Origin of the sequence: Vibrio nitrifigilis (assembly GCF_015686695.1) — a bacterium.
In the GTDB taxonomy this organism is placed as follows: Bacteria; Pseudomonadota; Gammaproteobacteria; order Enterobacterales; family Vibrionaceae; genus Vibrio; species Vibrio nitrifigilis.
This window is the reverse complement of the sequence record NZ_JADPMR010000004.1, coordinates 772627-798255: the sequence shown is the minus strand read 5'-3', so window position 1 is coordinate 798255 and position 25629 is coordinate 772627. Positions and strand designations below refer to the sequence as shown.

Below are 25629 nucleotides of genomic sequence, written 5' to 3'. Positions count from 1 at the left end.
TAATAAATAACAATGTTATTGCCGTTATTTCTTTAAGCAATAGATATGCCAAACACTAATTAACCATAGTTGATTGATTTATTTGTCTATTTTTTAGTATTGTTTCGTTATTTACACCGTATCTATTCATGTGGCAGGAAATTGCCATATCAAATTTAAAATTCGCGCTAGTGTGAAAATAACCAATCGACAAAGAGAATATTTCTTAAATATAAGAATGGTGATTTTTTATTATATTATTATTGGCCGAGTGTGATCGATATATTAAAAGTGGCAATCAGTATCCTCTATTCCTTAATAATACCGGTGAATATTATTAGGGCTATTAACCATGGTTTCGGTTAAATTAACTCTCAATGTTTTAATTAGTTACAGAAAAATTAGGGTAATACTTACGTGTATACTGGCTAACGTTTTAGGCGGTTGTGTCCTGAGTAATGGTCCTACATCTATTGCTAAATTAGACCAAGCACCAACGATTCACTATGAATTTATGGGGGTGCCTTTGCTACTGCAAGGGTTTGGTTCAAGTGTACCGATAACCGATGAATTAAGTTTGACGGCAGCGCATGTCGCTAGAGGCAATTGGGCAACGGTTGTGGCGTATCACCCACAATGTGATATTGCGCTCATTAAATCAGATAACCATTTACAGCATCCAGTTAAATTCGGACTTATTTACGTTAATGAACCAGTAAAAACCTATGGTTCCGACGTACTGGGAAGAACGATTACGGGTAAAGGCTTTTATCGTATCGATCTTACGTTTACTGGTAGCCGTTATTTTAGTCATTGCAATGCAAGTGTTATGGATGCACCAATCCGTAAAGGTATGAGTGGAGGCGGCGCATTTAATGATAAAGGTGAGCTTGTCGGAATTATAGCGGCCATGGCTGATCCACGTGACACTCATTTAGTTAGCGGCGATGCACTGCCTTATAAACGACTCAGTATCTTTTTATCGCTTAATTTTGTAAGAAATTGGCTCGATAGTGAAGTATCTCACTTCTATAAGCAAGAGAATAAACATGTGCCAAAACTTTGGGCCATGTCTGCTCCTACAAAACACGTTGGTAGGTGAGACATGGTCATCACGGTAATAAGAGAGTGAGATTTAAGCACAGAAATCGTGTTGAGCTTGAAACCATCCTTGTCGCCAGCAGTCACCGTATTCAGTGGTTTTATATGGATTAGCGGTATCAGTATGCCCAGCGCCAAAGGCTAGGTAACCGTCATTAAAAGCAGATTCTTGTTGTTTGTTCATGAGAAATAGTCAGTGAATAAATAAGAACGGCTATTCTAGCCGTGCATTTTATTACTTAAACTGATCTTGATTAAGTGATGAACAGATATACCCAAATGACCTCAAAATGCAGGGTTCAGAGCTTCATCAACGATCCTAGGTTAATTTCAATCACGATAGGAATGGTCATTCCCTTTCAACGTGAGTGGTATAGTTAAGGGGGCACAGAAATTAATTGGTCTAGTTGTGAAAGATATCACTAATGATTATGGAGTATATTTTAGAGGGTGTTAATGTAATACGTTGCATTAATAAACAAAGAGCTGAGAGATATTTTAAATAATAGTTATTACTATTAATGAGTTAAGATTGAAATGCTCGATGATTCTATGTCTCATATTTAAAACACGCTGTGGAGCACAAGTATGTATCGTCCTTAAATTGCCTTTTCATTTCCTAGTAATTGATTGCATAAGACCTACACTGCATTTATTCAAATTGACTGAGCGCTATTTAACAACACGGCGAGACGTGTTTGCTTTTTAAATTCGCTATTTGGCTGAATGATAGAGGTTATTTATGGTTTCCAATGTTATTTGCGTCTTTAAATTTTATCGATTGGTGATGATGGCGTTTATTGCTGTTCTTGTTTCTGGCTGTGCAAATGGCCCATTGAGTTCAGTGCCACATAATCAAGCGCCAGCAATTGACTATGAGATGGTTGGTATTCCTTTGTTATATCAAGGCTTCGGTTCCAGTGTTCCGATTACAAAAGACCTGAGTTTAACCGCTGCACATGTCGCCAAGTTAAACTGGGCAAGTGTCGTGGCCTATCATCCCAATTGCGATATCGCGATTATTAAATCGGATAATAGCGCTAAAACATTGCCCGATTTAGGCTTGGTATATACTAACGAGCCAGTGACGACTTATGGCATGGATGGTTTTGGTAAGCTGCTCAAAGGGGAAGGGTTTTATCGGCGTGATTTACTATTTTCAGGTAACACCTATTTTGATAAGTGCAATGCTAGTGTCTCAGATGCCCCGATTCGTCCTGGTATGAGCGGAGGCGGCTTCTTTAACCAACGAGGGGAGCTGGTTGGCATTATATCAGCCATAGCCAGTTCCAATACCCGCTTGGCCGATGGAGAGAAGCTCCCCTATGATCGTTTGAGTCTGTTTGTATCATTGAATTTTGTCAAAGATTGGTTGAACCGAACCGTTGACCAGTATTATGAGAGTGACCAACCGGTGTTAACGTGGAATCCAACCGTTGAAACGCCAGTGGGCGCGACATTAGCAAATAATAGAACCGAAGTATTGAGCTCAAATATTGAGCTCAAGTAAAGAGCGCGTGTTATAAACGTCGCAGGGCGATGGCATAGATCGCTAGCATTAACTGTCTGACGTGGCTTCTGGTTGAACTCGAGCAAACAGTGGGCGCGATTGGTAGAGAAATAGTTCTGCAAGCTGATTAGCGATTGGAGTCAACGGGCTTGATTTTCGGCACAGCAAATAATAGGTCGCCCAAGGCAGTGGTGTGTCGAGTCGTATTTCTTCTAGTTGCTGGGCGTATGTGTAATGTTCCACCGCGGTGGAAGAGACTAGCCCAATGCAGTCGGTATGGCTGATAATCGCTAATGTAGAAAGATAGGATTCACACGTAATGGCGTGTTTTAATTGAGCGCCATTCTGACTCAAAATATCATACACAGTATTTAGATAGCTGCTGCGCGTAGTCGGCATTACCCAGTCGCAATCTTGCAGCTCTTCTAATGTCTTAGCCTTTAGTTTTGGATGATCTTTACGGGCAATAAGCTTAAAAGGTAACTCCATCACTTTTTGTTTCGTGAATTCATATTCCTCTAAATCTGATTGGAGAGTGTTTATCACAAAGTCCATTTTCCCCTGACGTAATTGATCAATATGAGCTTCTAATTGGCCCTCTTGAATTTTTACTTGGACATTTGGGTAGAGTTGACGAAATTTACTAATAACTTCAGGCATTAACTCACAGGCAATACTCGCACCGACACCGACATTAACAGTGCCATACTCGTTTCCTAACCCCTGTTTTACCGATTCCTCAGCTAATGACAGTTCTCGTAAAATAAGGGTGGTATGCGAAAGCAACTGTTCGCCTGCCGCAGTAAGGGTTATCCCTTGGTTGCCGCGAATGACCACTTGAGTGCCAAGTGATTCTTCGAGATCACGCAAAGATTTTGTGACGGCAGGTTGAGAAATACCAAGTGAACGACTTGCTGCGCGAATACTTCCCCATTCGGCCACCTCAGAAAATGCACGTAATTGATTGAGTTTTAAAGACATAATTAGAATCTGTTACTTCCATGATAACTTTTACTTATCACCATAAAACATTTGTTATCTTGTGTGATAAGCCTTGGTTCAATAGATTACGGAAATTAAAGGATTACTTCATCCCTTTTTAGCAAAAGGATGAAGTAATGAAGAATGAGATCAATGGAATGGTTGATCTTAGTACATATTGAAAAGGATTTTTATTATGTCGCAATCTCAAGCTGTCATGTCTGGCAGGCCGACGGTGTCGGCGCGATTTTTTAGTAAAATTGAATCAATTGGGAATAAATTACCGGAACCGATAGTTCTGTTTTTTATCTTAGCCATCGTGGTGATTGTTGCTTCTGTTATTGCTGCAGGCCAAGGATTAACGGTGATTCACCCTGCGACGGGTAAAGAGTTGCCCATACGCAGTTTGATGTCGAGTGAAGGCATCGTATTCATTTTTACGCATATGCTGAGCAATTTCACAGGCTTTGCACCTCTGGGCCTAGTGCTTTCTATGCTTATTGGCGTTGGTCTTGCTGAACGGGTTGGTTTGTTAGAAAGTGTCGTAAAACGCACCATTTTAAATGCCCCTAAACCTCTTATTACCACCGCTGTTGTATTTGCCGGTATTATGATGAATATTGCATCAGATGCATCGATGGTGGTGTTGCCACCGTTAGCGGCACTGGTCTTTATGTCGGTGGGTCGTAACCCAATTGCGGGCCTAATGGCTGGCTTTGCTAGTGCTGGTGCTGGTTTTACAGCGAATTTAGTCATCGCAGGGACCGATGCTTTGTTGTCGGGAATTTCAACTGAAGCGGCCAAAGCTGTCTCCACTAATATGCAAGTCACACCGGTAGATAACTGGTATTTCAATATTGTATCGGTGTTTGTTCTGACCATTGTAGGTGTGCTGATTACAGAGAAAGTCGTCGAACCTCGTCTAGGTAAATATGAAGGTAAGACGAAAACCATGACCCACCGTGAACCTGTGCTAGAAACACGCGCTTTACGTAATGCAGGGATTACAGCGTTAGTTTACCTTGTGGCAATCGTCACTATTGTCGTGTGGCCAGACTCTCCACTACGTAATGCGGAGGGTGGCATTATACCATCACCGTTTTTGAAGGGGATTATTCCAATTATCCTATTCTTCTTCGTTGCTGTTGGAATGGCGTATGGTATTACTTTAGGTCTTATCAAAAACAGTAAGGATTTAACGAAATACATGTCGGAAGCCATTTCAGACATGTCTGGATACATCGTACTGATCTTTTTCTGCTCGCAGTTTATTGCTTATTTTAACTGGAGCCACCTTGGTACATGGATAGCGGTAAATGGTGCCGATTTTCTTAAAGATATTCATTTCGATGGATTAGCGGTGATTCTTGGGTATTGTGTTTTTACTGCGTTGCTGAACTTTTTGATTCCAAGCGGCTCGGCTAAATGGGCGTTAGAGGCGCCAGTGTTTGTACCTATGTTTATGCAGCTTGGTTATCACCCCGCCTTTATTCAATTAGCTTATCGTGTCGCGGATTCATCCACTAACATCGTCACTCCACTAAGTCCATATTTTGTCGTGATTCTATCGATGATGAAAGAGTACGACCAAAAAGCAGGGATGGGGACAATGATCGCCTTGCTATTGCCATACACTTTAGCGTTTTTGGGCTCTTGGTTAATCTTACTGTTTATCTTCTTTACGCTTGGATTGCCTATTGGTCCTGGTATTTACCCGCTGATGTAACGGTACCTTAATGACCTCAGATACTGAATTTAACGAACAGTAACGACCCTATAAGCAAAAAGTGCCTGTCCCTGTAAGCATAACCATCAGCAATGAGGACAGGCACTATAAAGACGGCATGTATTAGCAGGACAGGCAAGTCAAACCGAACGCGAATTTGCTGTCAGTATTCATTTTTTATCTGTTCGGGTTCTCAAGATTTCACGGATAACGTCTTATAACGATCGAACTCGAATAGTGCTCAACAGAGGAAATACACCATGTCACACGTTTTAAATGAGAACCAAATTAACCACATTACCCAGCAGATGATCGAATGGCGCCGCGATCTCCACCAACATGCTGAATCCGGTTGGGTAGAGTTTCGCACTTCAACCATCGTCGCTGATTTGCTCGATAAACTGGGCTACGAACTGGCATTAGGCCGTGATGTCATTAAAGACGAATCACGGATGGGATTGCCAAGCCCTGAATTTTTAGCTCAGCAAGAGCAACGTGCATTAGAGCAGGGGGCGATAGAAAAGTGGCTGGGTTATTTCTCTGGTGGCTTCACAGGTATCGTCGCGACGTTAGATACAGGTAAGCCTGGTCCAACAGTCGGCGTGCGAGTTGATATGGATGCCTTGGATCTACAAGAGTCATCAGATTGCGGCCATATTCCGTCACAACATGGGTTTGGCTCAATCAACCATAATATGATGCATGCTTGTGGGCATGATGGACATACATCCATCGGTTTAGGTGTTGCTCACTATTTAATGGCAAACAAGTCTGCGTTAACGGGTAAAGTTAAGTTGTTATTCCAACCTGCGGAAGAAGGGACCCGTGGTGCAAAATCTATGGCCGATGCTGGCGTTGTAGATGATGTCGATTATTTTGTTGCGATTCACTTAGGGACTGGCGTGCCTGATGGTGAAATGGTTTGCGGTAACGATAACTTTCTTGCCACTACCAAATTTAACGTTGAATTTCATGGCAGACCTGCTCATGCGGGCGGTAACCCTGAAGAGGGGAAAAGTGCGATTCTCGCCGCGGCTCAAGCGACATTGGGCTTACATGGAATTAACCGCCACAGTGGTGGCGCATCAAGAATTAATGTTGGCGTCATTGATGCGGGAACGGGACGTAATGTTATTGCGCAACATGCCCATCTTGAGGTGGAATGCCGCGGGGAGAATAATCAAATTAATGAGTATATGTTTGCACGTAGTCAAGACGTCATTAAAGGTGCCGCGTTAATGTACGATATTGATTATCACCTTGATGTCGTTGGTGCAGCGCAGCGCAGTGTTCCTTCGCCAGAATGGGTGTCATTTATCGAAAACAAAGCGCAGCAATTAGGCTGTTTTAAGCAAGTTCATAATGGTTTTGGTGGGGCCGCGGGGTCTGAAGATGCGACTTACCTTATGGAACGGGTAAAAGAGCATGGTGGCCAAGCCACTTACATGATCTTTGGTACCGAGTTAGCCGCTTGCCATCATAATGATAAATTCGATTTCAATGAAACTGTTCTGGAAAATGCGCTACGTATGTTGACCACAATCGTATTATCTGCACCTGAATTTGCTGATTCGCACTAATCTCACGCTACGTTAAAAATTAGAATGGGGCTACTTTATCAAAGTAGCCCCATTTTTAATTACCTCTGATTGGCTACTTCTTAAGTAGAAGATATATAAATTTGACGAGATCTGAGTCAATTAAACGTTATCTATCCCATTGAACTGACAAAAAACGTCTATCCTTAAAAAGGTAGCGGACAGACCATAAAACCATTGAAATGACTGATGAGCCGGTCTTCCGTAATTTCAATACTATTGGGAGCGCGAGCATGACAAAATTACACGTCATATACGTCGATGATGATCAGCTCATGCTTAAAGCAACAGCTAGGATGTTTCGCCGTTTAAGACCAGAGTGGACGATCACACTGGTTAGTGACCCGTTAAAGTGGGAAGAAAACATTACGGCAGAACCTTCATTAATCATCTCCGATCTCCTCATGCCTAAGCTAAACGGCGATAAATTATTAGCAGAAGTGAGACACCGTTACCCTTACGCGATTCGGTGTTTGATTACCGGCAATACCAATCAAGATGTCCCCGATGCCATTAGTAATTATGCGCATTTTATTTTGCCCAAGCCATTTACAGAAAACGATATTTTAGCGATTTTGGATAGTGCAGAACAACTTCACAATCCACCATTTAATGCCGACTGCTTAGCAAAAATCAGTAATACTTGTGAGCACATCCCAGTACTGCCGAAAGCGGTAAAAGATATTCAAGCCATCGCTCGTAATAAAAATGCAGATCTCAAAGAGTTGGCGGATGCGGTGCGACAGGAGCCAGCTGTAGCGGCACGGGTTATTCAATTAGCCAACTCTTCATATCTCGGATTTCAGTCCTCAACGGTGTTTTTAGAAGTGGCCATCAGCCGTTTAGGCGCCGTAATCGTCGAAGCAGTTGCTGTGTGTATGTTAGGCCATAAAAGCTTTATTGCCTTGACGGAAAAAGAACACGATCACGTGGTCGAACGCTTTACGACGATAGCCGCGAGTGCAAAATCATTGGCCAAGAGTGCTCACTTATCATTAGAAGAACAAGAATCCGCATTTATCATGTCGTTACTCATTTCTATTGGCATGTTAACACTTGAAGAATCGGGGATTGATGACGCGCTTTGTTTCGATCGCTACACCTTTAGCTCTGATTATGATGATGTCATTTTAATTACTGTATATGTTCTAACCCTTTGGGGATATTCGCGAAAAATAACAGCAAGCATGTTAAACATTCGATTTTCATTGACTACGCTTAATCAAGATGAAGTGACAAATTGTGTCTCATTAGCCTTGGCAATGCACATTGCTAAGCAAGGAGGAGACGACGAGGTCATCAACTTATTGCAAGCGATACCCGAAAAATATAACCAATCAGTTAGACAAGTTTTAAAAGTGTAGTTTGTTTCATTTTGTATTTGACGAGGACAAGGAGAATGGAATGGCAATTACGGTTACGGTATGTGATGACTCGAAACTCTCAAGAAAAGCGGTCATGCGGGCGCTCCCAGAAGACTGGGATATTGAGTTGTTTGAAGCCACCAATGGTGCAGAAGCAGTAGAACGTTATCATGCGGGACAAGCGGATGTGATGTTCTTAGATCTCACCATGCCTGTAATGGATGGTTTTGAAGTCTTGTCAGTCCTTAAAGAAGAAAATGCACGTAATTTTGTGTTTGTGATTAGTGCCGATATACAGCCTGAATCGCAACGAATGGTCAATGAATTAGGTGCAGTAAAGTTTCTCAAAAAACCTCTAGATACCAATTTATTAAAAACAGTGCTTCATGAGGTGGGATTATTATGATGCTTGAATTGAATGCGGACTATCAGGATACATTGAAGGAACTGTTGAATATTTCAATGGGGCAAGCGGCAGACAAGCTGGCGCGCCTACTTGATTTGCATGTCACTTTAACTGTGCCTGATATCAAAATAGCCTCTAAAGAAGAGCTCGATAAACTACAACAGTGTGAATCTGAGTATCATTTCACACGCCAATCGTTCTACGGTGGCATGTCTGGAGAGTTGGTTACTCTGTTGTCAAAAAATGGCTGTAAGCAAATAGCAGCCGATATGACTCATGATGAGTCTGAAGCTGAAGATAATGTATTTGTCGATGATTGCTTACTTGATATCTCAAATATTCTAAGTGGGGCAAGTTTAAAAGGTTTGTGTCAGCAGATCGAACTCAATATTAAAATTCAGCCTCCTTCACTATTTAAACCTTCGGTTCAGACCCACCGTTTTACAGACTGGAACACATCGATACTGATGGAAGTCTCTTTCATTGTTGAAGCGGCGCAATTTGAAACGAAAACCATCATTTTCTTCGCTAATAACGGGCTCGATCAAGTGCTAGTACAACTTGATGATTTGCTCTAGGGAAAGGGAGTCATATGAAAGCGAAACTGATGTTGTCCGATTTATTAAATCAACTTTCTTTTGCGCTATGTATTGTGCGACGTGATTATAAGATCATGACGGCCAATGAATATTTTCAGACTCGAGCGAAAGTTGATTGTGATAGCTTTGTGGGGAAAAGTATCCTAGATCTTTTTCCTGACTCAGCGCGTTTTTTGAAACGTAAAATTGACACAGCATTTGTTATCGAATCTTCCAGCTTTTCATCTTGGGAGCAGCAACCACACTTTTTACCTTTTAAAAGTTCTCGCCCGGTATCTGGCCAGGAAGAGGACATGTATCAAGATGTGGAAGTGATTCCTATCCACAGTGATGATGGTTCTCTCGAACATGTGTGTGTTTGCGTCTATGATGTGACCGCGCAGGCTTCGCAGCAGAAAGAACTCAAAGCGATGTCGAGTCTTTTGGAAGATAATAACCAAAATCTTAATGAAGCGTTAAAGCAATTAAAAGACACACAAGTTCAACTGCTGCAATCAGAGAAATTGGCTTCGATTGGCCAACTGTCTGCAGGCATTGCCCATGAGATCAATAACCCAATCGGTTTTATCACCTCTAATGTTCAAACGCTCAAAGATTACTTTGAGAAAATCACGGACTATTTCAACGTTACGCAAGAGATGTTAACGAAATGCAATGACGAGAATTTGTTAAAGCAGATGAAACAAGCGAAATCGAAGTACCAACTCGATTTTATTATTGAAGACGTTGATGACTTAATCAAAGAATCGTTAGAAGGCGCTTCACGTGTAGTTGCTATTGTGAAGAATCTAAAGGAATTTTCTCACGTTGATAATTCTGAATGGAGTGATGCGAATATCATTAGTGGTATGGAATCCACATTGAAAATTATCAATAACGAAATCAAATACAGCATCGAAGTTGTTAGGGATTATGCCGATGATCTTCCAGATATATTTTGCCAGCCGATGCAGCTTAATCAGGTGTTTTTAAATATTTTAGTCAATGCTAGTCAAGCGATTGAGGGCGAAGGCAAGATTTATATCACCGTGAAGAAAGAAGGCAACGACAATATTGTGGTTATCATCCGTGATACGGGATGTGGCATAGAACAAGATAAAATAAACCGCATTTTTGAACCTTTCTTTACCACCAAACCTGTGGGGTCTGGGACCGGATTAGGATTGTCCGTTTCTTACGGCATTATTAATGCGCACAATGGCACTATTGAAGTGACTAGTGAGATTGGGGTGGGGACCTCTTTTACCATCCGCTTACCAATTAGAGGACCCAATGCCGGTAAGAAATAAATTACATGGCAGTAATAGATGAAGGTAAAACAACCATGCTCTATGACAAAATTTTGCTCGTTGATGATGAGTTACCGATATTAAAATCATTGATTCGTACTCTGCGGATGGAATTCCCTGAGCTCTACAGCACAACCAATGTTGACGAAGCGATCGAGATAGTAAAAAAAGAACGCATTAGTGTTGTCATTTCAGATTTTCGCATGCCGAAAATGAATGGCGTTGATCTGCTGATTAAAATTAAAACCATTACCCCAAATATCTCAACGATTATGCTGTCTGGGCAAGCTGAGCTGAGCGATGTGACGCGAGCTTTAAATGTCGGTGCACTGCATAAGTTCATCAGTAAACCTTGGGATTCAGTGGAGTTAATTGAAGAAATTCGTAACGCGATCAGTAAGCAAGCAATGTTTTCTCATTCAGATATTCTTACTCGTTGTAAAACACGTCATCGTTTAGAAGAGATCGTTACTGAAGTGAATAACAACAATAACGACATATCAAAATTGGTATTGGTCGCCGATCTAAAAGGCACCGCTTCGCTTAACACCAACTGTGGTGTTCCCAAAGTGAACGCTATTATCGAATCGTTAGGTGAACAGTTAAAACAACGCATTAATCTTGATATTTATCGCGACGAAGATAAGTTTTTTATCATCCTTGATTGTGCCGCAGACAGTACATCGCTACTGACTGAAACGGTTGAGACGATATTGTCTATCGATTTGAGTGATTCAGAGGCGACAGATGTTGGACTGCGGCTTTATGTTAGTGAAATCGAATCGTGGGAAGATACGATATCGGCGCAAGAAGTAAACGAGCGCAAATCCTATTTGGAAAAACTGGGACACGAGCATCTGTATTGGCTCAGTGATGAAGGTGAACAAGAAAGTGAACTCAAATCATTAGTCCGTTTTTTGTTGGACCACGGTGCCGATAATTTTATTGCGTTTTTCCAGCCACAAATCAACATTGAAACCAACCAAATCGATGGTTGTGAAGCGTTAGTGAGACGCAAAAAAGAGGACGGAACTTACGAATTGCCGACTAAATTCGTACCAATGTTGACTAAATATAATTTTATTGATGACTTAACAAAGGCAGTGATTCAGCAGTCGCTTTCGCTGGTGGAAGTGCTTAAATCTTCCCAGCCCAATATGCGTGTTGCAATCAATGTTAATGCTTCTCAAATGGAGAAGGGAATTCTCGAACATTTCTTGGTCGTAGATGGTAAGGCTTTACCCGGGGTGGAGTTTCTTGATATTGAAGTGACGGAAACGCAGCACATCAACGATTATAACGCCGTGCGTGAAGAGATGATGATGCTGAAATCTTATGGGATAAAATTGGCCATTGATGATTTCGGCACGGGGTATTCTGGCTTTGAAACCATCTGTGAATTACCGTTTGATATCTTAAAAATTGACGGGCGGTTTATCAAAGCACTGGGTAAATCACATGCTGACGATGCGATTTTGAATTCTATAACAGACAGTGCTAAATCATTACATATGGAGATCGTTGCTGAATGGGTAGAGGATGCCAGCCAACTCGATTTCTTAAGAAAGCAAGGCTGCAAGTACGTGCAGGGTTATCTGTTTAGCCCTCCTTTAGAACGGGATGAATTCATCGATTACGTATTTGAGGAAAGTGGAGTAAGCGATAATGACTGATGACATTGAAACCAGTGGTGAGGTGATGTCGGAGGAAGAGAGCAAGCTGACCCTACTATTATTAGATGACGAAGCCGATATTCTCAAAACTCTGACTCGTGTTCTACGTCTAGACTATAACGTCGTATCCTTCAATGAAGGAGAAGACGCGCTGGCCTATTTAAAAGATAATGAAGCGGCAATTATTATCTCTGATATGCGTATGCCTCAGATGGATGGCGCGAAGTTTTTGTCGATTGCCAAAGAATTGCGTCCTGGCTCTGTTCGTATATTGCTCACGGGTTATAGCGATATGGAATCTACCGTCCGGGCGGTGAATGAAGGGGGGATTCATACCTATTTAGCGAAGCCTTGGGATAATGAAGGCTTAAAGTTGACGGTTGCCAAAGCCGCTGAATTTTATCGTCTTACTCAAGAACGCGATCAGTTAACCAACAAGCTCGAACAAAAAAATATTGAACTGGCCAGTTTTAACCAGCAGCTTGAAACCAAAGTGTTGCAACGTACTAAAGCGTTGCGCGAAGCCAACCAATCTCTAGAAAAACTCTTAAAAGCTCGTAACCAAACATTTAACGATATTTTGTCGACATTGAAGGCCATTATTCAATACAGCACAGGGGTTCCGGCGGATCATTATGATCGTGTCGCTGAACAATCCAAGGCTGTGGCTGCGGCCTTAAAACTGAGCGATCAAGAAGTGAACCAAGTTTACTTGTGTGGACTACTGCATGAGATTGGTTTGTCTGCTCGCAAAGATGCTAAACCGGCCTTAATGAAAAAAAATCCGGGTGGTATCCCAACGACGCCAGATGCCAACTCAGAATTGGGGGCGGAAATCATTGGTCAGATTAAGCGTTTTGCACCATTAGTTAATATTATTCGTCATCAGGACGAAAATTATAATGGTACGGGTAGTCCATCGCATTTACATGAAGATGAAATTCCTATCGGCGCTCGTATTATTCGTGTGGTGAAAAATTACGATTATTTTGTGGCTTCTGAAAACAATCGTAACCGTATGACGGCTCAGAGCGCGCAGCGCTTTCTCAAGGAATATAGCGAAGTGCTTTACGATCCTGAAGTGGTTACAGCGTTTATGAAAGTCATCGGTAATGTTGAGCAAAAAGATGGCATTGAACGCTGTGTTGGGATCAGTGATATCAAAGTTGGCACTGTTGTTAAACGGGATGTCTTTTTACCCAATGGCAGCTTAATGTTAACTGCAGGGCAGGAGATCAACAGCAACTTATTAGAAAAACTGAAAAAGTTAGAAAAAGACAATCAATATCCGATCGCTGTGTTTATCTAAGCACGGAGTTCAGGTCATTAAGGGAAGCGTATTGCTTCCCTTAATTGTAGGTGGAAGGCTTAAAAGGGGCCTTTTGTGTGGACATTAAAGACTGGTGAAATGCCAAAACCGCTTTGATGAAACATCACGTACGCAACAAAGACTAATGCCGCTCCTGAAATGAGCCTAACCGTAGGCGCTATCCACGGGTGACTTTGATGTTCATCACGCATATATCGTTGCACGACTTTACGCCCTGATACCGTTAATAACGCAATCGTTGATGTGGTGCAGGCTGTTCCTACCGCCATGAGTAAGGCGCTTAATATTCCAATCCAGTACTGATGGGCAAGTTCTGCAAAAAACAGCACGAGAATTGCTCCTGTGCACGGGCGCACACCAATGCTCATGATAATCGCGATATATTCTTTCATCGTGGTTGCATGGTTTAGCTCTGTTGGCGTCGCTGTATGTTTATGACCACAGCTACACACTCCCTCTTCATTCATGTGATGGTGCTCATGTTCATCATGATGGTGATGCGTGTGGTGACTCTGCGTTTTGCCGCGATGCTGCCAAAAGTATTTTGCACCTTGGAAAAAAATCACGACGCCAATAAGCAATACCCCTAGGTAACTGACATTAAATATCTGGCCAACGAAGTGATTGACATGACGTATCGTTAAATGCATTACAAACAAAAACGAAGAGACGATGGCAATGGCGACGATTGCTTGCACAAATGCCGAAATGACAGTGATCGCTAAACTCGCGTTAATTTTGGTGGGGTTAGTCGATAGATACGAGCTCACAATTAACTTGCCATGCCCGGGGCCAATTGAATGGAAAATACCATATAAAAAGCTTATCTCGATAAGAGAAAACATCGCTTTTTGATTCATTACCGAGGAATAAATCAGTTGGCTCAATTCATCTACGGTACTGCGTTGCCATTGAATACTAAACATTAATATCTGTGGCCAAAGCTGATAAAGAAGATGTAACAACACCCCTAATGTCGCGAACACAACCGCAAGAGTCACCAGACGTGCTGGTGTTAAATAGCGCTGGGTGGTTTGAGCATCCACAGGATTAGAATGATGGTGATGATGCGAATGTGACACTGAGCCGCTCCTTGATACTTAGTGAGATGGGTGACATGTGAGCGTTAAGCTCTGGGTGAAAAGTTGTCCTAAGGTATCATCAGGGTCGGCATCAATAGGAATTGCGGCGGCGCGAGCAACCTGTTTTGGCGTCGGGTGAGGTTCGATTATCTTAAAATCACAGTATTTTTTTAGCTCAGGTGATAACACAATGTTATCGCGCCCTTTCCAAGACATATCAACGTAATAGGTCGGATCAAAAATTAGAAATTTTAGTGGATCGGTGGTTAAAGGGTAGGGTTTAGTGAGCGGTAGTGTAAAACGGTAGGTCGCTTTACCTTTCGCCGTGGTCAAGATTGGGTCTTTCCCGGTTAAATAGCGAATTGGTGTTTTATTGTGATAGAAATAGGTGAAATAGTGCGTTGAGAGCATATTGTGCAGAATCGAATTCGCTAGTTTATCTAGGGTTGTTTGGCGGTGCTTTGGCGACATGTCTTCACCATCAAATAGATAAGCGGTTGTCATTGCATCAAAGGTCCAGATATTTTTGAAACCAGTAATGCCATTTTTATCTCCTTCGATGATCGTCGTCATATCTACCCAGGAATGAGGATGGGCATGGACTTGAAATGAAAGACAAGCTGAGGTGAACAAAGCAAAACATAACGCGCTTATGCGACGAACTGAAGGTCGATGGGTTTGCACAATAAATCTATCATTAGTGGCTAGTGCGTAATGTTATAACATATTTTTATCGTATAAAAAGTCAGAGAATCGTGATAATTGGTTATTTATCCATCGGTTGTGATATGGTGAAACCTTTGTTGTGCAAGATGAAAGCAATGGTTTTGTATGGAGTAGTGTGTATCAATGGAACTGGTCCCTTTTATTGCTCAAGATTTTAAGGTGTTAATCAAATGGATTGATAGTGCAGAGCTAAACCGCCTTTGGGGTGGCCGTGCTATCAATTTCCGTTAACGCATGAACAAATTGAGCAACATTGTGCGCAACAACAAGTGTTTCCATATTTGTTTATGCATCAGGGTGCTAAACTAGGCTTTGTCGAATTGTATTATTTAGAGCAAGGCTGCTATCGAATCTGCCGAGTGTTTATCGCACCGCATGCACGTGGTAATGGATTGGCCAAACAGATGTTGCAATCATTGATGACACTTGCTAAACAAGAACATCAATGTCGGCATTTGAGCTTGGGTGTGTTCAGTCATAATACGACGGCATTACAGTGTTATCAGAGTTTAGGGTTTGAAACGGTATCATCGTCGATCTCAAAAGATCACAATAGCGGTGAACAGTGGTTGTTATATCGAATGGAAAAGTGGCTGTAGTTGGTTGGCAATACGACTTGCTCAGTACAAGATAAATCGCACAGGAGGAAAGCGAGTGGGAATGGAATGTTTGTTGGCGAAAGATAAGCAGTATGCCAAGCTGATCACTCACACGAACATGAGCCAATATTATCGTCAGTATGGGATTAACTGGGACGATGAGATGTTCGACAATACGTGGGAACATTTCGATAACTACGAAATTTTTGATCATCAGCAACGCGTCGGTGTGGTACGTTTTTCTCGCACTGGTGATGTGATTTATTTACGTGATTTGCAAATCGAAGCCTTATATCAAAATAAAGGGCTGGGGCAGCAAGTGATTCGTTGGGCTAAGAGTTACGCTGTCACACATGGGGCGACGTCACTTAACTTGCGCGTTTTTCCGAGTAATCCAGCCATCGCACTGTACAAAAGAGAAGGATTCACTCAAGTAGGTCAAGTCAATAAGGTCATGGAAATGACATACCCAATTGCTTAATCACTTCAAAATCACCCTAATCGCGTATATCCAAATGATGGGTATTACCTTCCACTAGATACTGAAAAGCCAGCATAACGCTGGCTTTCACTGAACACTTAACGCAATTATTGCTGAGCGTGTTTTACGCGAATTTTGCTTTTATCAACACGAGCAAGGTTTAACGCTTTAACGGCGTTCTCTGCTTCATCTTCGTTTGGCATTTCAACAAAACCAAAGCCTTTTGATTCACCTGTTTCTTGGTCTAATACCAAGTTACAATGAGTCACTTTGCCATGTTCAGTGAAAAGGACACGAATATCGTGTTCGGTTGTAGTGCGCGCTAGATTGCGAACGAGAAGTTTCATAACTAACCCTATGGGTTGAAAAATTGCGGCGGCATTATCGCACCACCACATAGTAAAACCAAGTGCTGAATGCATTAACTTAAAGAAGAGAAAGGACACTGTGTATATTGAACAACAACTTGACGCTTGGATGCGAGACGATCTAGAGAGAATGAAAGCATTGCAAGCGCATCGTGAGCTTCATTTACCCGACAGTTGGTTAGCCGCTGGATTTGTACGAAATCTGGCTTGGGATCGTCTGCATGGATTCCATCAAGCCACGCCATTAAACGATGTGGATGTCATTTATTATCAGTCTCACGATTTACGTGAAGAAGCCGACCTGACCATTCAAAACGCTTTGGTACAAAGATGTCCTGATATCTCTTGGGAAGTCAAAAATCAAGCACGTATGCATCTTCGTAATCATGATAGGCCCTATGACAATGCGTTAGATGCGATGCATTACTGGCCCGAAAAAGAAACCGCATGCGCAGTTCGGTTAGCTGATGATGGCACGTTGGAATGGAGTAGTGCGTTTGGTTTACAGCATCTATTTGACTTGACGATTAGCCACAACCCTAATCGGCAACAAGAGGTGTTTCTTAGTCGAATTGCAAAAAAACAGTGGTTGAAGGTTTGGCCTAAATTGAGCGTGGTGACGGGTTAATACTAAAAACATCACCTTCAATGTCATGGATACGTGGATTGAAGGTGATGGATATTGATATCAAAGTGTGATTATTGGCGAACTAATGCCGGTCGTTTCCGATCAAATTCCCAGCCGGGGATTAAATACTGCATGGCTTTCGCATCATCACGTTTGCCTCCTGGCAACTGTTTGTATAGTTGATGGGCTTTTTGCAGTGCATCTCGGTCTAGTTCAATTCCCAGACCCGGTTTATCTGGCACTTCAATTTTCCCTTGTACAATTTGCAGAGGATCTTTTGTTAGATGCTGACCTTCTTGCCAAATCCAGTGAGTATCGATTGCGGTTGGATTGCCCGGTACTGCTGCGCCAACTTGGGTAAACATAGCCAGTGAAATATCAAAGTGATTGTTAGAGTGACAGCCCCAAGTTAACCCCCAATCATTGCACAATGATGCGACCCGCACGGCACCAGAGAGGGTCCAGAAGTGTGGGTCGGCCAGTGGTATATCAATAGAATCTAGAATGAGTGCGCTTTGCAGTTCACGCCAGTTTGTGGCAATCATATTGGTTGCTACCGGTAGGCCGGTTGCGCGGCGAAACGCAGCCAATATCTCACGGCCACTAAACCCTTGCTCTGCGCCGCAGGGATCTTCTGCATAAGCCAGAACATTGCGTAACGGTTTACACAGTTTAATCGCTTCATCGAGCGACCACGCTCCATTAGGGTCAATGGTAATTCGTGCATCAGGGAAAGCACTGGCCAGTGATTCAACCGATTGCACTTCTTCTTCACCAGGCAAAACTCCGCCTTTTAGTTTGAAATCCTTAAATCCATAACGATCTTTCGCTGCGGCAGCTTGTTCAACAATGGCAGTCGGTGTCATCGCTTCGCGGCGTCTAATTTGATACCACGGATGTCCCGGCTTTTCTTCGGGATAAGGCATCTCCGTTTTATGACTGTCCCCGATAAAGAATAAGTAGCCGAGCACAGTGACAGCGTCACGCTGTTTTCCTGGGCCAAGCAATTCTGCAACAGGAACTTGCAGCAACTGTCCCATTAAATCAAGGAGAGCAGCCTCCATCGCTGCGACGGCATTCACTCGTAACTCAAATGTCCATGCGCCTTTACCGAAGGTTTCATAATCGTCACCTTGCTGGGCAAAATGAGTGCGGTGAATGAGTTTATTGAGATAGACAATCGGTTCACCAACCAAAGTTTGGCCGATTTCCTTGAGTGTATTTTCAATCACTTCACCGCCAGGGGCTTCTCCCAAGCCAGTGTGACCTGCACTATCATGAACAATCACAATATTGCGGGTAAACATAGCGCCATGGGCACCGCCAATGTTGAGTAGCATACTATCGAATCCGGCGACGGGGACGACTTCGATACGGGTAATGGTTGGATATTCGTAACTCATAAGAATTCACTGCCCCCTATGCTTTAATCAAGCTAGATAAGTTAAGACGTTCGATTTTGCCAACGATGACCAAGTAACTGAAAATGGCGACTAAAGCATGTATTCCGACATAGATAAGCGCACCATTAAATGATCCTGTTGCGGCAATGATATAGCCGATCGCGATAGGCGTGACGATACCGGACAGGTTACCGACTGTGTTAAAGATACCGCCACTTAAACCTGCCACTTCTTTTGGGGCGGTATCTGACATGACAGCCCAACCCAATGCACCAACACCTTTGCCAAAGAACGCAAGTGCCATAAAGCCAACCACCATCCAACCTGTATCGATGTAATTACATGCCACCATGGATGTGGATAGCAACATGCCACCAATAATGGGGATTTTACGTGCCCATGTAAGAGATACGCCACGGGATAGTAAAAAGTCCGACATAATCCCGCCAGAAATTCCTCCAAGGAAACCACAGATGGCAGGAATAGCGGCAATAAAGCCGGCTTCTAGGATTGACATATGGCGAGCCTGAACCAAATAGACAGGGAACCAAGTGATAAAGAAGTAGGTTAAGGCATTAATGCAGTATTGACCTAAATAAATACCCAGCATCATGCGAGATGACATGAGATCTTTAATCGCTTCTTTTTTTGAGACAACCACTTCAGGTTGAACGTTTGCGGGTTTATTTTTTTGTTCAGGCGCATCTAAGTTAGTTAATGCACCGCCAGCTTCGATGTATTTGAGTTCTGCATCGTTAATACTAGGGTGTTGTTTAGGGGCATAAATCACTTTTTGCCAGATAACTGCGCAGACTAACCCGACACCGCCCATAAAGAAGAACACATGGTTCCAACCCACCGCATGAGTTAGCCACCCCATGATAGGGGCGAAAATAACAGTGGCGAAGTACTGTGCTGCGTTAAAAATTGCTGAAGCTGTCCCACGTTCTTGGGCTGGGAACCAAGCGGCGACAATGCGGCTATTACCTGGAAAAGCAGGAGATTCACAAATACCGACCATAAAGCGTAATAAGAACAAAACGCTAATGACGGAAGAGCCGGGGAATAAGTCGATAAAACCTTGGACAAAAGTGAAAATAGACCAAGTAATAATAGAGAAAAGGTAGACGCGTTTGGAGCCAAATTTGTCTAGCAGCAATCCTCCAGGAATTTGTCCGATAACATAAGCCCAAGAAAATCCGGAGAAAATATAGCCCATTGCTATCGTATCCAGTCCTAAGGCATGTGACATCGGATCTCCGACGATAGATAGGGTGGCTCTATCGCCGTAGTTAACCGATGTAATTAAAAATAGCATCGCTACAATCCAGTAACGAGCATGGGTCGGTTGGGCAGTTGTTGCCACCGCACGATCTTTTACTTGTTCCATAGGGTAATGCCTCATCTTATTGAAATATGAGAGTTTTTTAGTTATTAGGTACAGTAAATATTGTGCGGTAGCGAGGGCGGGATTGCATTGGTGAAACATCCAAAGATATTCACCATTACAGGATTATTTCTGTGTCATCTGGACAAATGGCTATCCTGAAATCACAAAATCACCCTGATAGTAGAGATAAGTCACAATCCATATTTTGTGATGCGCTGCGTATGGGGACGAAGGCGTCTGGGGGGACAGGCGGGCGCGAAAGATGCCGAGTCGATAAGGGGGATGTCGTATAACTGGGATGAATACACATTTAATAAACTAACTGGTTGATTATAAGTAGAAATTATGAGTAATATTTCATTAAGCACGTGTTCTAACTCCGCTCACTCGGTTTAGTGCACTGGCCACATAGATTGTCGCAGCTAGGAAGGTGGCGACGTTTGCATTTGTTTGACATTGATTTTTAAAGCGTCACAAAACCTTGATTGTTCAGGAGTATAGTGACACTCATTCACTGCTATCTAGGAGCAGATATGGACGTTGCTTCGAATTTTAAGATTATTGCTCGCTATAATCAGCGTATGAATTTACAGCTGCTGTCGACCTGCCGCTCGTTATCACAAGCCCAACTCAATCGCGATACACGTTCTTATTTCTCGTCTATTTTTGACATGTGGAATCATATGATTGTTACGGATCGTTTGATGCTGCAGCGACTTGCCGATAACCACATCATCATTACTGAAAAATCACTACAGAGTTTAGAACTTGACGAAGTCAATTGGCCTGAAACGGATTTAGATAATTTGGTAGGGATTCGCGAGAGTATTGATCACTTGATTGTTGATTTTAGCCACTGTTTGACACCGGAGGATTGTCAAAAAAGTCTCACTTATGTTACTGAAAATGCGGTCACAGTAACTTTAACTGTGAACGAATTTTTATTACATTGGGGAAATCATCAAACGCACCATCGAGGGCAATTGACTTGTGTGTTAAGTCAGTTTGGCCTTGATTATGGTGTGACAGATTTGCCTTTGATTGTACCTGAAGCGCAAGGTTAACGCGGTGGTGCAATAGGTAGCGGTGATTCAAGCGATGGAAAGCGGTTGTAGGAGTGTTAGGTATGTATATGGTTGAAGCCAGTGCAGACTGGTTACTTGAGTTGGATGAATATATGCAAGAATGTGCGGCTAATGGATTAGTGCGCTACACAGACAAAGATCGCTCTCCGGGGGAGTTCTTAGAGGATGTGTTGATTGAAAGTAATCAGGATTGCATTCCTCAACATCGAGTACCGTGTAAAACCTATTTTTGTATTGATTCTGGCAACATTGTTGGCACGATACGTGAGCGTATTGGTGAAAACGAGACCATAGTACACTCCATTGGTCACGTTGGTTATGAAACTCGTCCAAGTGCTCGTAATCGTGGGGTTGCCCAATTTATGCTCGCGTGGCTAAAAGGCCATGGAAACCTCTCTTCCTATATCGTGACTTGCTGTGCGGATAACCATCCATCGATTCACGTCATCGAACATTGTGGTGGCCGATGGATAAACGATGTTGAACACCCAGACGTGGGGACTATTCGTCGCTATATTCTCCATGCCTAGCAAATCAATAATAATTGCTTGAAGTGCAAAAGCTATTTCGTTGACAATATCACGCAGCTAGATGAGCTGCGTTTTTAATATTGATGGCAATGAGGATGGAATGCGATTAGTTAAAGTCACGAGTGATAATATCCATGTATATACCAACCTAGCACAAGCGTATGAAGCTGAGTTTTCGTTAATTATGGGCAAAAAACCTGATAAAAATGGGCTTTTTCCTTTAGACACTCAGCTGGGTGGGGATGTCATGGGCTATCTTTGTTATATCGATGACTTACCTGCAGGCCACGCGGCTATTGAGCATATTGCTCGCGATCACTTTGATATTTGTGATTTTTATGTGGCTCCTGTTTTTCGTCAGCAACAAACAGGGCGGCAGTTTGCGTCATTATTGTTTGAAATGCTGCGTGGAAAGTGGGAAATAAAGCAGGTAGAAGGCGCTGAACATGCAACGAAATTTTGGCGTCGCGTCGTAAACGAGTATACTGCTGGCCATTACAGCGAAGACCAGTATCAATGCCCTCGTTGGGGGTTAGTGACTAGGCAATGTTTTGATCATAAGTTGCCGTGATAATGACACTGGTCAGAACAATAATAATTGAGTGAGATTTAGGAGTTTCAATGGCGGTTCGAGAAATAATTACGATTCCAGACCCAAGACTAAAAAAAGTATCAAAACCCGTTAAAGACTTTGATGCAGTGCAAGGCGTGATTAACGATTTGTTAGATACACTGTATTCAACCAGTAATGGCATCGGCCTTGCGGCACCACAAATCGGTGCAGAAGAAGCCGTTGTTGTCATTGATTTGTCTAAGGAACGTAATGATCCGCTAATCCTTGTTAACCCTGTGGTTGAAAGTGGTGAAGATAAGGTAATGGGTGAAGAAGGCTGTTTATCTGTGCCTGATTACTATGAGAAAGTGGAACGTTTTGGCAAAGTGGTTGTTAAAGCACAAAACCGTAATGGTGAGGCCATTACGGTGGAAAGCGATGAATTTTTGGCCATTGCGATGCAACATGAGATTGATCATCTTAAAGGTAATCTGTTTATTGATTATCTTTCTCCATTGAAGCGCAAAATGGCACTGAAGAAAGTTAAAAAATATGAGCGAGAAATGAAAAAACAGCACGCGAGCGCTGAGTAATTTCTCGATCACTTGAGGAAAACTGTGCATGAAAAATTCAATGATTACCTTACTTAAAATGAGTGAAGTTCTGTATCCACAATATCACCAAGCTTGGATTGAATTGCAGGAAGAATGCGAACATTATGCTCATCAAATTAAAGGGGTAACATTGAATGAAGCGGTGATGATCATGAGTGAATCACCAGTGATGCTAGAAAGGCATTCTGAAATAGAACGTGATTTCATTGAAGATATTTTAATGGAGCAGCTCAGTTCACAAACGGTGCATTGATTCCTATAGTTGCTACAAGATAGGGGAGCCATAATCGGCTCCCCTTTTTATTTATCTTGATAATGTGGGTTACTTGACGTTTTTTGGGAATAACCGCACAGGTTGGCTGAGTAAAGCTAATATTATTAGTAATAGCTAATGTTATCTGGTCTATATTTATCTCAGCTAAATAAGTTTTGACTAATATCATAACGAGAGTATGCTTTCTCTATGTATTAATAGGAGATTGAAATGGATTCATTAGCAGTAGATGTGGCTACGATGCGCGATAGCGCAGAAGAGGTTGCCGAGTTATTGAGAATAATGGCTCATCCTGAACGCTTAATGGTATTGTGCCAATTAACTCAAGGTGAAGTCGGGGTTGGTCAATTACAACAACACTCGGCGTTAAGCCAATCGGCTTTTTCTCAACATTTAACCGTGTTGCGTAAACAGAGATTTATCAAAGCACGTAAAGAATCTCAATTGGTTTTTTATTCTTTAGCTGATCCTCGCATTGCCACTTTGATAATGAACCTACAAGATTTGTTTTGTCCGACTGATGATCGATAGAGTTTTAAGGATACTAATATGACAACAATGTATTGGTGGTCATTTGCTGGTGGCGTTTTGCTCGGCATATCAGCACTTCTATTGCTTTTGATGGATGGCAAGATTGCGGGGATCAGTGGAATAGTCACCCGAGCGATTAAGCCACAAAAAAATGATGCGCTATGGCGTTATCTTTTCCTATTTGGCTTAATTGTTGGCGGTTGGCTTGGCCTGCATTCGTCGGTAGGACGAATTCCAAGCGTATTCGGGGGTAGTACCATACTCTATATTACTGCCGGCGTATTAGTTGGTGTTGGGACGCGACTAGGCAATGGTTGCACGAGTGGCCATGGTATTTGTGGTATGGGACGTTTATCCGTTCGTTCTATTGCTGCGACCTGCACATTTATGCTGGTTGGTGCTGTGGTGGTATTTATTTGGCAACACCTGATAGGAGCCTAATATGCGTCCGATACTGTTTGGTTTATCAGCCTTATTTTCTGGCTTACTGTTTGGTTTAGGTATGGCCGTTTCAGGTATGGCTGATCCTAAAAAAGTGATCGCTTTTCTTGATGTGTTTGGCACTTGGGATCCAAGCTTAATCTTTGTGATGGGTGGCGCTCTGTTGGTCTTTATGCCCGGCTATTTTTTTATTGTTAAAAAGCGCCAGCAACCCGTGTGCGCCGCTAAATTTAACGTGCCGACAAGTACCCTCATTGATGGTCGTCTACTCGGTGGTGCGGCTATCTTTGGCGCTGGATGGGGATTAGCTGGTATATGTCCAGGTCCTGCCATCGCGAGTATTACGGCAGGTAACCCAGATATCTTCTATTTTATTATTGCCATGGTCATTGCTCTTGGGGTGACCCATTCGATTGTTGAGCGCATTGACAGCCGAAAATAATGTCTGTCACTGTTTACGCTGAAACGTGACTTGAATTGGGCAGTGGTCACTTAATTGATAACGCTGAACATCTTTTTTGGTATAGCGCTTTTGTTCAATATGGAGCGCTTTCAAAGTTGGGCTTGCCACGACATGATCGATCAGAGTTCGATATTGAATGAGTTTGGTTGAGCGGGCACTTTTGCGCGCATAGCAACGGCTTGTCACTTTCTGTGTGAGCAGTCGGCTTTTGGTTCCTTGTTTTATCTCCTCCCATATCGCATCACGCTTTAAGGCTAAGGCGTGATTGAAATCTCCCATCACAATATATGCCTGATGATTTCTTTCCTTTTCTGTAATCCACAGATTAATGCTATCAGCTTGCTGTATCAAACGTTTACAGCTTGTTTTATAAGCGTGGATGCGATAAGAACATCCCGCCTTAAGATGGACAGAAAGAAGGTGAATCGGCTGTTTAGAGTTTGGATAAAGTACGATATAGGTAGCAAACCTCAGTTTTGAGTAGTGGTTACTGTTTGAGTTCACGTCGCGTAATTCAATATCTTGTGGATCTGAAAACGGAATACCACGGCGAACGGCAAATCCAGTGTATTGATTAATGTCGGAGTAGTGTTGTGAGGCAAACCGGCTCTGTGCACGATCAGAAAATATCACTTGATAATGATTGGAGATGACTTTTCTTAAGGCGTTTATGTTATCGACTTCTTGAAATGCCAGGACATCAGGCGTGTGTTGCGTGAAAAAGGAACGCATTGCCGCATAATCTAAGTCATTGCGTTTGGGGCCGGGGGTATCTTGCTTTGTGGTTAACCACTGCATATTCCAAGTTTGCAATGCGAGCGTTGAACCACAATAAGCTACAGAACTCAAGCCAAAATACAGTAAGCAGGCGGTTAAAATTGTACGCTTTTCCATCAAGTTATTCC

The 25629-nt window shown here is 42.5% G+C and carries 29 protein-coding genes; 21 read left to right on the top strand and 8 right to left on the bottom strand.

Annotation, left to right across the window (positions count from 1 at the left end; genetic code table 11):
* Positions 1 to 331 precede the first annotated feature (331 nt).
* A complete protein-coding gene (locus tag I1A42_RS19960; RefSeq protein ID WP_161155521.1) occupies positions 332 to 1081 on the top strand; it encodes a S1 family peptidase in 750 nt (249 codons plus the stop codon).
* A gap of 33 nt (positions 1082 to 1114) precedes the next feature.
* Here I1A42_RS19960 and I1A42_RS19955 read toward each other — a convergent pair whose 3' ends face one another.
* Positions 1115 to 1264: a ribosome modulation factor gene (locus tag I1A42_RS19955; RefSeq protein WP_196124650.1), complete on the bottom strand. Its 150-nt coding sequence runs from the start codon at positions 1262 to 1264 to the stop codon at positions 1115 to 1117.
* Positions 1265 to 1822: 558 nt separating this feature from the next.
* Here I1A42_RS19955 and I1A42_RS19950 point away from each other — a divergent pair.
* The gene (locus tag I1A42_RS19950; RefSeq protein WP_196124649.1) at positions 1823 to 2590 is read left to right on the top strand and encodes a S1 family peptidase; all 768 of its coding nucleotides are present in this window, start codon (positions 1823 to 1825) and stop codon (positions 2588 to 2590) included.
* Between the two features lie 48 nt (positions 2591 to 2638).
* Here the strand turns inward: I1A42_RS19950 and I1A42_RS19945 are convergent, their stop codons facing one another.
* The gene (locus I1A42_RS19945; RefSeq protein WP_196124648.1) at positions 2639 to 3571 is read right to left on the bottom strand and encodes a LysR substrate-binding domain-containing protein; all 933 of its coding nucleotides are present in this window, start codon (positions 3569 to 3571) and stop codon (positions 2639 to 2641) included.
* Between the two features lie 196 nt (positions 3572 to 3767).
* On the opposite strand from I1A42_RS19945, the gene I1A42_RS19940 reads away from it, so the two are divergent.
* The 8 genes from I1A42_RS19940 to I1A42_RS19905 all read left to right on the top strand — a co-directional run bounded on the left by I1A42_RS19940 (position 3768) and on the right by I1A42_RS19905 (position 13535).
* Positions 3768 to 5297: an AbgT family transporter gene (locus tag I1A42_RS19940; RefSeq protein ID WP_230389672.1), complete on the top strand. Its 1530-nt coding sequence runs from the start codon at positions 3768 to 3770 to the stop codon at positions 5295 to 5297.
* Positions 5298 to 5557: 260 nt separating this feature from the next.
* The gene (locus I1A42_RS19935; RefSeq protein WP_196124647.1) at positions 5558 to 6877 is read left to right on the top strand and encodes a M20 family metallo-hydrolase; all 1320 of its coding nucleotides are present in this window, start codon (positions 5558 to 5560) and stop codon (positions 6875 to 6877) included.
* 251 nt (positions 6878 to 7128) lie between these two features.
* A complete protein-coding gene (locus I1A42_RS19930) occupies positions 7129 to 8259 on the top strand; it encodes an HDOD domain-containing protein (protein WP_161155531.1) in 1131 nt (376 codons plus the stop codon).
* 40 nt (positions 8260 to 8299) lie between these two features.
* Positions 8300 to 8665 carry a response regulator gene (locus tag I1A42_RS19925; RefSeq protein ID WP_161155533.1) on the top strand — a complete coding sequence of 122 codons (366 nt, stop codon included), beginning with the start codon at positions 8300 to 8302 and terminating at the stop codon, positions 8663 to 8665.
* A complete protein-coding gene (locus I1A42_RS19920; RefSeq protein WP_161155534.1) occupies positions 8662 to 9243 on the top strand; it encodes a chemotaxis protein CheX in 582 nt (193 codons plus the stop codon). The genes I1A42_RS19925 and I1A42_RS19920 overlap by 4 nt, the downstream gene beginning before the upstream one ends.
* 14 nt (positions 9244 to 9257) lie before the next feature.
* Complete coding sequence (locus tag I1A42_RS19915) at positions 9258 to 10553, top strand: sensor histidine kinase (RefSeq protein ID WP_230389671.1); 1296 nt, start codon at positions 9258 to 9260, stop codon at positions 10551 to 10553.
* A gap of 5 nt (positions 10554 to 10558) precedes the next feature.
* Positions 10559 to 12226, top strand: a complete 1668-nt coding sequence (locus I1A42_RS19910; RefSeq protein ID WP_161155536.1) for an EAL domain-containing response regulator — start codon at positions 10559 to 10561, stop codon at positions 12224 to 12226.
* Positions 12219 to 13535: an HD domain-containing phosphohydrolase gene (locus tag I1A42_RS19905; RefSeq protein WP_196124646.1), complete on the top strand. Its 1317-nt coding sequence runs from the start codon at positions 12219 to 12221 to the stop codon at positions 13533 to 13535. Before I1A42_RS19910 ends, I1A42_RS19905 begins: the two co-directional genes overlap by 8 nt.
* A gap of 59 nt (positions 13536 to 13594) precedes the next feature.
* On the opposite strand, the gene I1A42_RS19900 is transcribed toward I1A42_RS19905, so the two are convergent.
* Both I1A42_RS19900 and I1A42_RS19895 read right to left on the bottom strand, forming a co-directional pair.
* Positions 13595 to 14638 carry a nickel/cobalt transporter gene (locus tag I1A42_RS19900; protein WP_196124645.1) on the bottom strand — a complete coding sequence of 348 codons (1044 nt, stop codon included), beginning with the start codon at positions 14636 to 14638 and terminating at the stop codon, positions 13595 to 13597.
* Positions 14639 to 14656: 18 nt separating this feature from the next.
* A complete protein-coding gene (locus I1A42_RS19895; RefSeq protein ID WP_329604853.1) occupies positions 14657 to 15322 on the bottom strand; it encodes a DUF1007 family protein in 666 nt (221 codons plus the stop codon).
* A gap of 242 nt (positions 15323 to 15564) precedes the next feature.
* On the opposite strand from I1A42_RS19895, the gene I1A42_RS19890 reads away from it, so the two are divergent.
* Both I1A42_RS19890 and I1A42_RS19885 read left to right on the top strand, forming a co-directional pair.
* Positions 15565 to 15963, top strand: a complete 399-nt coding sequence (locus I1A42_RS19890) for a GNAT family N-acetyltransferase (protein WP_329604852.1) — start codon at positions 15565 to 15567, stop codon at positions 15961 to 15963.
* Positions 15964 to 16024: 61 nt separating this feature from the next.
* A complete protein-coding gene (locus I1A42_RS19885; RefSeq protein ID WP_196124644.1) occupies positions 16025 to 16444 on the top strand; it encodes a GNAT family N-acetyltransferase in 420 nt (139 codons plus the stop codon).
* A gap of 107 nt (positions 16445 to 16551) precedes the next feature.
* On the opposite strand, the gene I1A42_RS19880 is transcribed toward I1A42_RS19885, so the two are convergent.
* Positions 16552 to 16791 carry an RNA recognition motif domain-containing protein gene (locus tag I1A42_RS19880; protein ID WP_161155546.1) on the bottom strand — a complete coding sequence of 80 codons (240 nt, stop codon included), beginning with the start codon at positions 16789 to 16791 and terminating at the stop codon, positions 16552 to 16554.
* A 100-nt stretch (positions 16792 to 16891) separates the two neighbouring features.
* Between I1A42_RS19880 and I1A42_RS19875 the strand changes: the two genes are divergently transcribed.
* Positions 16892 to 17440, top strand: a complete 549-nt coding sequence (locus tag I1A42_RS19875) for a nucleotidyltransferase family protein (protein WP_329604851.1) — start codon at positions 16892 to 16894, stop codon at positions 17438 to 17440.
* 71 nt (positions 17441 to 17511) lie between these two features.
* Here the strand turns inward: I1A42_RS19875 and I1A42_RS19870 are convergent, their stop codons facing one another.
* Positions 17512 to 18843, bottom strand: a complete 1332-nt coding sequence (locus I1A42_RS19870) for an enolase C-terminal domain-like protein (RefSeq protein WP_196124643.1) — start codon at positions 18841 to 18843, stop codon at positions 17512 to 17514.
* Positions 18844 to 18859: 16 nt separating this feature from the next.
* Positions 18860 to 20233: an MFS transporter gene (locus tag I1A42_RS19865; protein ID WP_196124642.1), complete on the bottom strand. Its 1374-nt coding sequence runs from the start codon at positions 20231 to 20233 to the stop codon at positions 18860 to 18862.
* A gap of 533 nt (positions 20234 to 20766) precedes the next feature.
* Between I1A42_RS19865 and I1A42_RS19860 the strand changes: the two genes are divergently transcribed.
* The 8 genes from I1A42_RS19860 (at position 20767) to I1A42_RS19825 (ending at position 24703) form a co-directional block, all read left to right on the top strand.
* Positions 20767 to 21297 (top strand): DinB family protein, encoded by a 531-nt coding sequence (locus tag I1A42_RS19860; RefSeq protein WP_196124641.1) that lies wholly within the window; start codon positions 20767 to 20769, stop codon positions 21295 to 21297.
* A gap of 62 nt (positions 21298 to 21359) precedes the next feature.
* Positions 21360 to 21848, top strand: a complete 489-nt coding sequence (locus I1A42_RS19855) for a GNAT family N-acetyltransferase (RefSeq protein ID WP_161155556.1) — start codon at positions 21360 to 21362, stop codon at positions 21846 to 21848.
* A 100-nt stretch (positions 21849 to 21948) separates the two neighbouring features.
* Positions 21949 to 22419, top strand: a complete 471-nt coding sequence (locus I1A42_RS19850; RefSeq protein WP_196124640.1) for a GNAT family N-acetyltransferase — start codon at positions 21949 to 21951, stop codon at positions 22417 to 22419.
* Positions 22420 to 22469: 50 nt separating this feature from the next.
* Positions 22470 to 22994 (top strand): peptide deformylase, encoded by a 525-nt coding sequence (gene def / locus I1A42_RS19845; RefSeq protein WP_196124639.1) that lies wholly within the window; start codon positions 22470 to 22472, stop codon positions 22992 to 22994.
* Positions 22995 to 23022: 28 nt separating this feature from the next.
* Positions 23023 to 23268 (top strand): hypothetical protein, encoded by a 246-nt coding sequence (locus I1A42_RS19840; RefSeq protein ID WP_161155561.1) that lies wholly within the window; start codon positions 23023 to 23025, stop codon positions 23266 to 23268.
* Positions 23269 to 23499: 231 nt separating this feature from the next.
* On the top strand, positions 23500 to 23820 hold the full coding sequence (locus I1A42_RS19835; RefSeq protein ID WP_196124637.1) for an ArsR/SmtB family transcription factor: 321 nt from the start codon (positions 23500 to 23502) through the stop codon (positions 23818 to 23820).
* An 18-nt stretch (positions 23821 to 23838) separates the two neighbouring features.
* Positions 23839 to 24261, top strand: coding sequence for a YeeE/YedE family protein (locus tag I1A42_RS19830; protein WP_196124634.1), 423 nt, complete (start codon positions 23839 to 23841; stop codon positions 24259 to 24261).
* Between the two features lies 1 nt (position 24262).
* Entirely contained in the window at positions 24263 to 24703 is a 441-nt protein-coding gene (locus I1A42_RS19825) for a YeeE/YedE family protein (RefSeq protein WP_196124632.1), read from the top strand.
* A gap of 6 nt (positions 24704 to 24709) precedes the next feature.
* Here the strand turns inward: I1A42_RS19825 and I1A42_RS19820 are convergent, their stop codons facing one another.
* Entirely contained in the window at positions 24710 to 25618 is a 909-nt protein-coding gene (locus tag I1A42_RS19820) for an endonuclease/exonuclease/phosphatase family protein (protein ID WP_196124630.1), read from the bottom strand.
* Positions 25619 to 25629: the final 11 nt, after the last annotated feature.

What these genes read in the sequence shown, in the direction of transcription:
- def (WP_196124639.1), top strand. Translation starts at nt 22,470, where the DNA reads ATGGCGGTTCGAGAAATAATTACGATTCCAGACCCAAGACTAAAAAAA.
- I1A42_RS19830 (WP_196124634.1), top strand. Translation starts at nt 23,839, where the DNA reads ATGACAACAATGTATTGGTGGTCATTTGCTGGTGGCGTTTTGCTCGGC.
- I1A42_RS19855 (WP_161155556.1), top strand. Translation starts at nt 21,360, where the DNA reads ATGTATATGGTTGAAGCCAGTGCAGACTGGTTACTTGAGTTGGATGAA.
- I1A42_RS19865 (WP_196124642.1), bottom strand. Translation starts at nt 20,233, where the DNA reads ATGGAACAAGTAAAAGATCGTGCGGTGGCAACAACTGCCCAACCGACC.
- I1A42_RS19860 (WP_196124641.1), top strand. Translation starts at nt 20,767, where the DNA reads ATGGACGTTGCTTCGAATTTTAAGATTATTGCTCGCTATAATCAGCGT.
- I1A42_RS19850 (WP_196124640.1), top strand. Translation starts at nt 21,949, where the DNA reads ATGCGATTAGTTAAAGTCACGAGTGATAATATCCATGTATATACCAAC.
- I1A42_RS19880 (WP_161155546.1), bottom strand. Translation starts at nt 16,791, where the DNA reads ATGAAACTTCTCGTTCGCAATCTAGCGCGCACTACAACCGAACACGAT.
- I1A42_RS19885 (WP_196124644.1), top strand. Translation starts at nt 16,025, where the DNA reads ATGGAATGTTTGTTGGCGAAAGATAAGCAGTATGCCAAGCTGATCACT.
- I1A42_RS19960 (WP_161155521.1), top strand. Translation starts at nt 332, where the DNA reads ATGGTTTCGGTTAAATTAACTCTCAATGTTTTAATTAGTTACAGAAAA.
- I1A42_RS19930 (WP_161155531.1), top strand. Translation starts at nt 7,129, where the DNA reads ATGACAAAATTACACGTCATATACGTCGATGATGATCAGCTCATGCTT.
- I1A42_RS19820 (WP_196124630.1), bottom strand. Translation starts at nt 25,618, where the DNA reads ATGGAAAAGCGTACAATTTTAACCGCCTGCTTACTGTATTTTGGCTTG.
- I1A42_RS19955 (WP_196124650.1), bottom strand. Translation starts at nt 1,264, where the DNA reads ATGAACAAACAACAAGAATCTGCTTTTAATGACGGTTACCTAGCCTTT.
- I1A42_RS19920 (WP_161155534.1), top strand. Translation starts at nt 8,662, where the DNA reads ATGATGCTTGAATTGAATGCGGACTATCAGGATACATTGAAGGAACTG.
- I1A42_RS19835 (WP_196124637.1), top strand. Translation starts at nt 23,500, where the DNA reads ATGGATTCATTAGCAGTAGATGTGGCTACGATGCGCGATAGCGCAGAA.
- I1A42_RS19910 (WP_161155536.1), top strand. Translation starts at nt 10,559, where the DNA reads ATGGCAGTAATAGATGAAGGTAAAACAACCATGCTCTATGACAAAATT.
- I1A42_RS19940 (WP_230389672.1), top strand. Translation starts at nt 3,768, where the DNA reads ATGTCGCAATCTCAAGCTGTCATGTCTGGCAGGCCGACGGTGTCGGCG.
- I1A42_RS19840 (WP_161155561.1), top strand. Translation starts at nt 23,023, where the DNA reads ATGAAAAATTCAATGATTACCTTACTTAAAATGAGTGAAGTTCTGTAT.
- I1A42_RS19825 (WP_196124632.1), top strand. Translation starts at nt 24,263, where the DNA reads ATGCGTCCGATACTGTTTGGTTTATCAGCCTTATTTTCTGGCTTACTG.
- I1A42_RS19925 (WP_161155533.1), top strand. Translation starts at nt 8,300, where the DNA reads ATGGCAATTACGGTTACGGTATGTGATGACTCGAAACTCTCAAGAAAA.
- I1A42_RS19905 (WP_196124646.1), top strand. Translation starts at nt 12,219, where the DNA reads ATGACTGATGACATTGAAACCAGTGGTGAGGTGATGTCGGAGGAAGAG.
- I1A42_RS19950 (WP_196124649.1), top strand. Translation starts at nt 1,823, where the DNA reads ATGGTTTCCAATGTTATTTGCGTCTTTAAATTTTATCGATTGGTGATG.
- I1A42_RS19870 (WP_196124643.1), bottom strand. Translation starts at nt 18,843, where the DNA reads ATGAGTTACGAATATCCAACCATTACCCGTATCGAAGTCGTCCCCGTC.
- I1A42_RS19915 (WP_230389671.1), top strand. Translation starts at nt 9,258, where the DNA reads ATGAAAGCGAAACTGATGTTGTCCGATTTATTAAATCAACTTTCTTTT.
- I1A42_RS19945 (WP_196124648.1), bottom strand. Translation starts at nt 3,571, where the DNA reads ATGTCTTTAAAACTCAATCAATTACGTGCATTTTCTGAGGTGGCCGAA.
- I1A42_RS19935 (WP_196124647.1), top strand. Translation starts at nt 5,558, where the DNA reads ATGTCACACGTTTTAAATGAGAACCAAATTAACCACATTACCCAGCAG.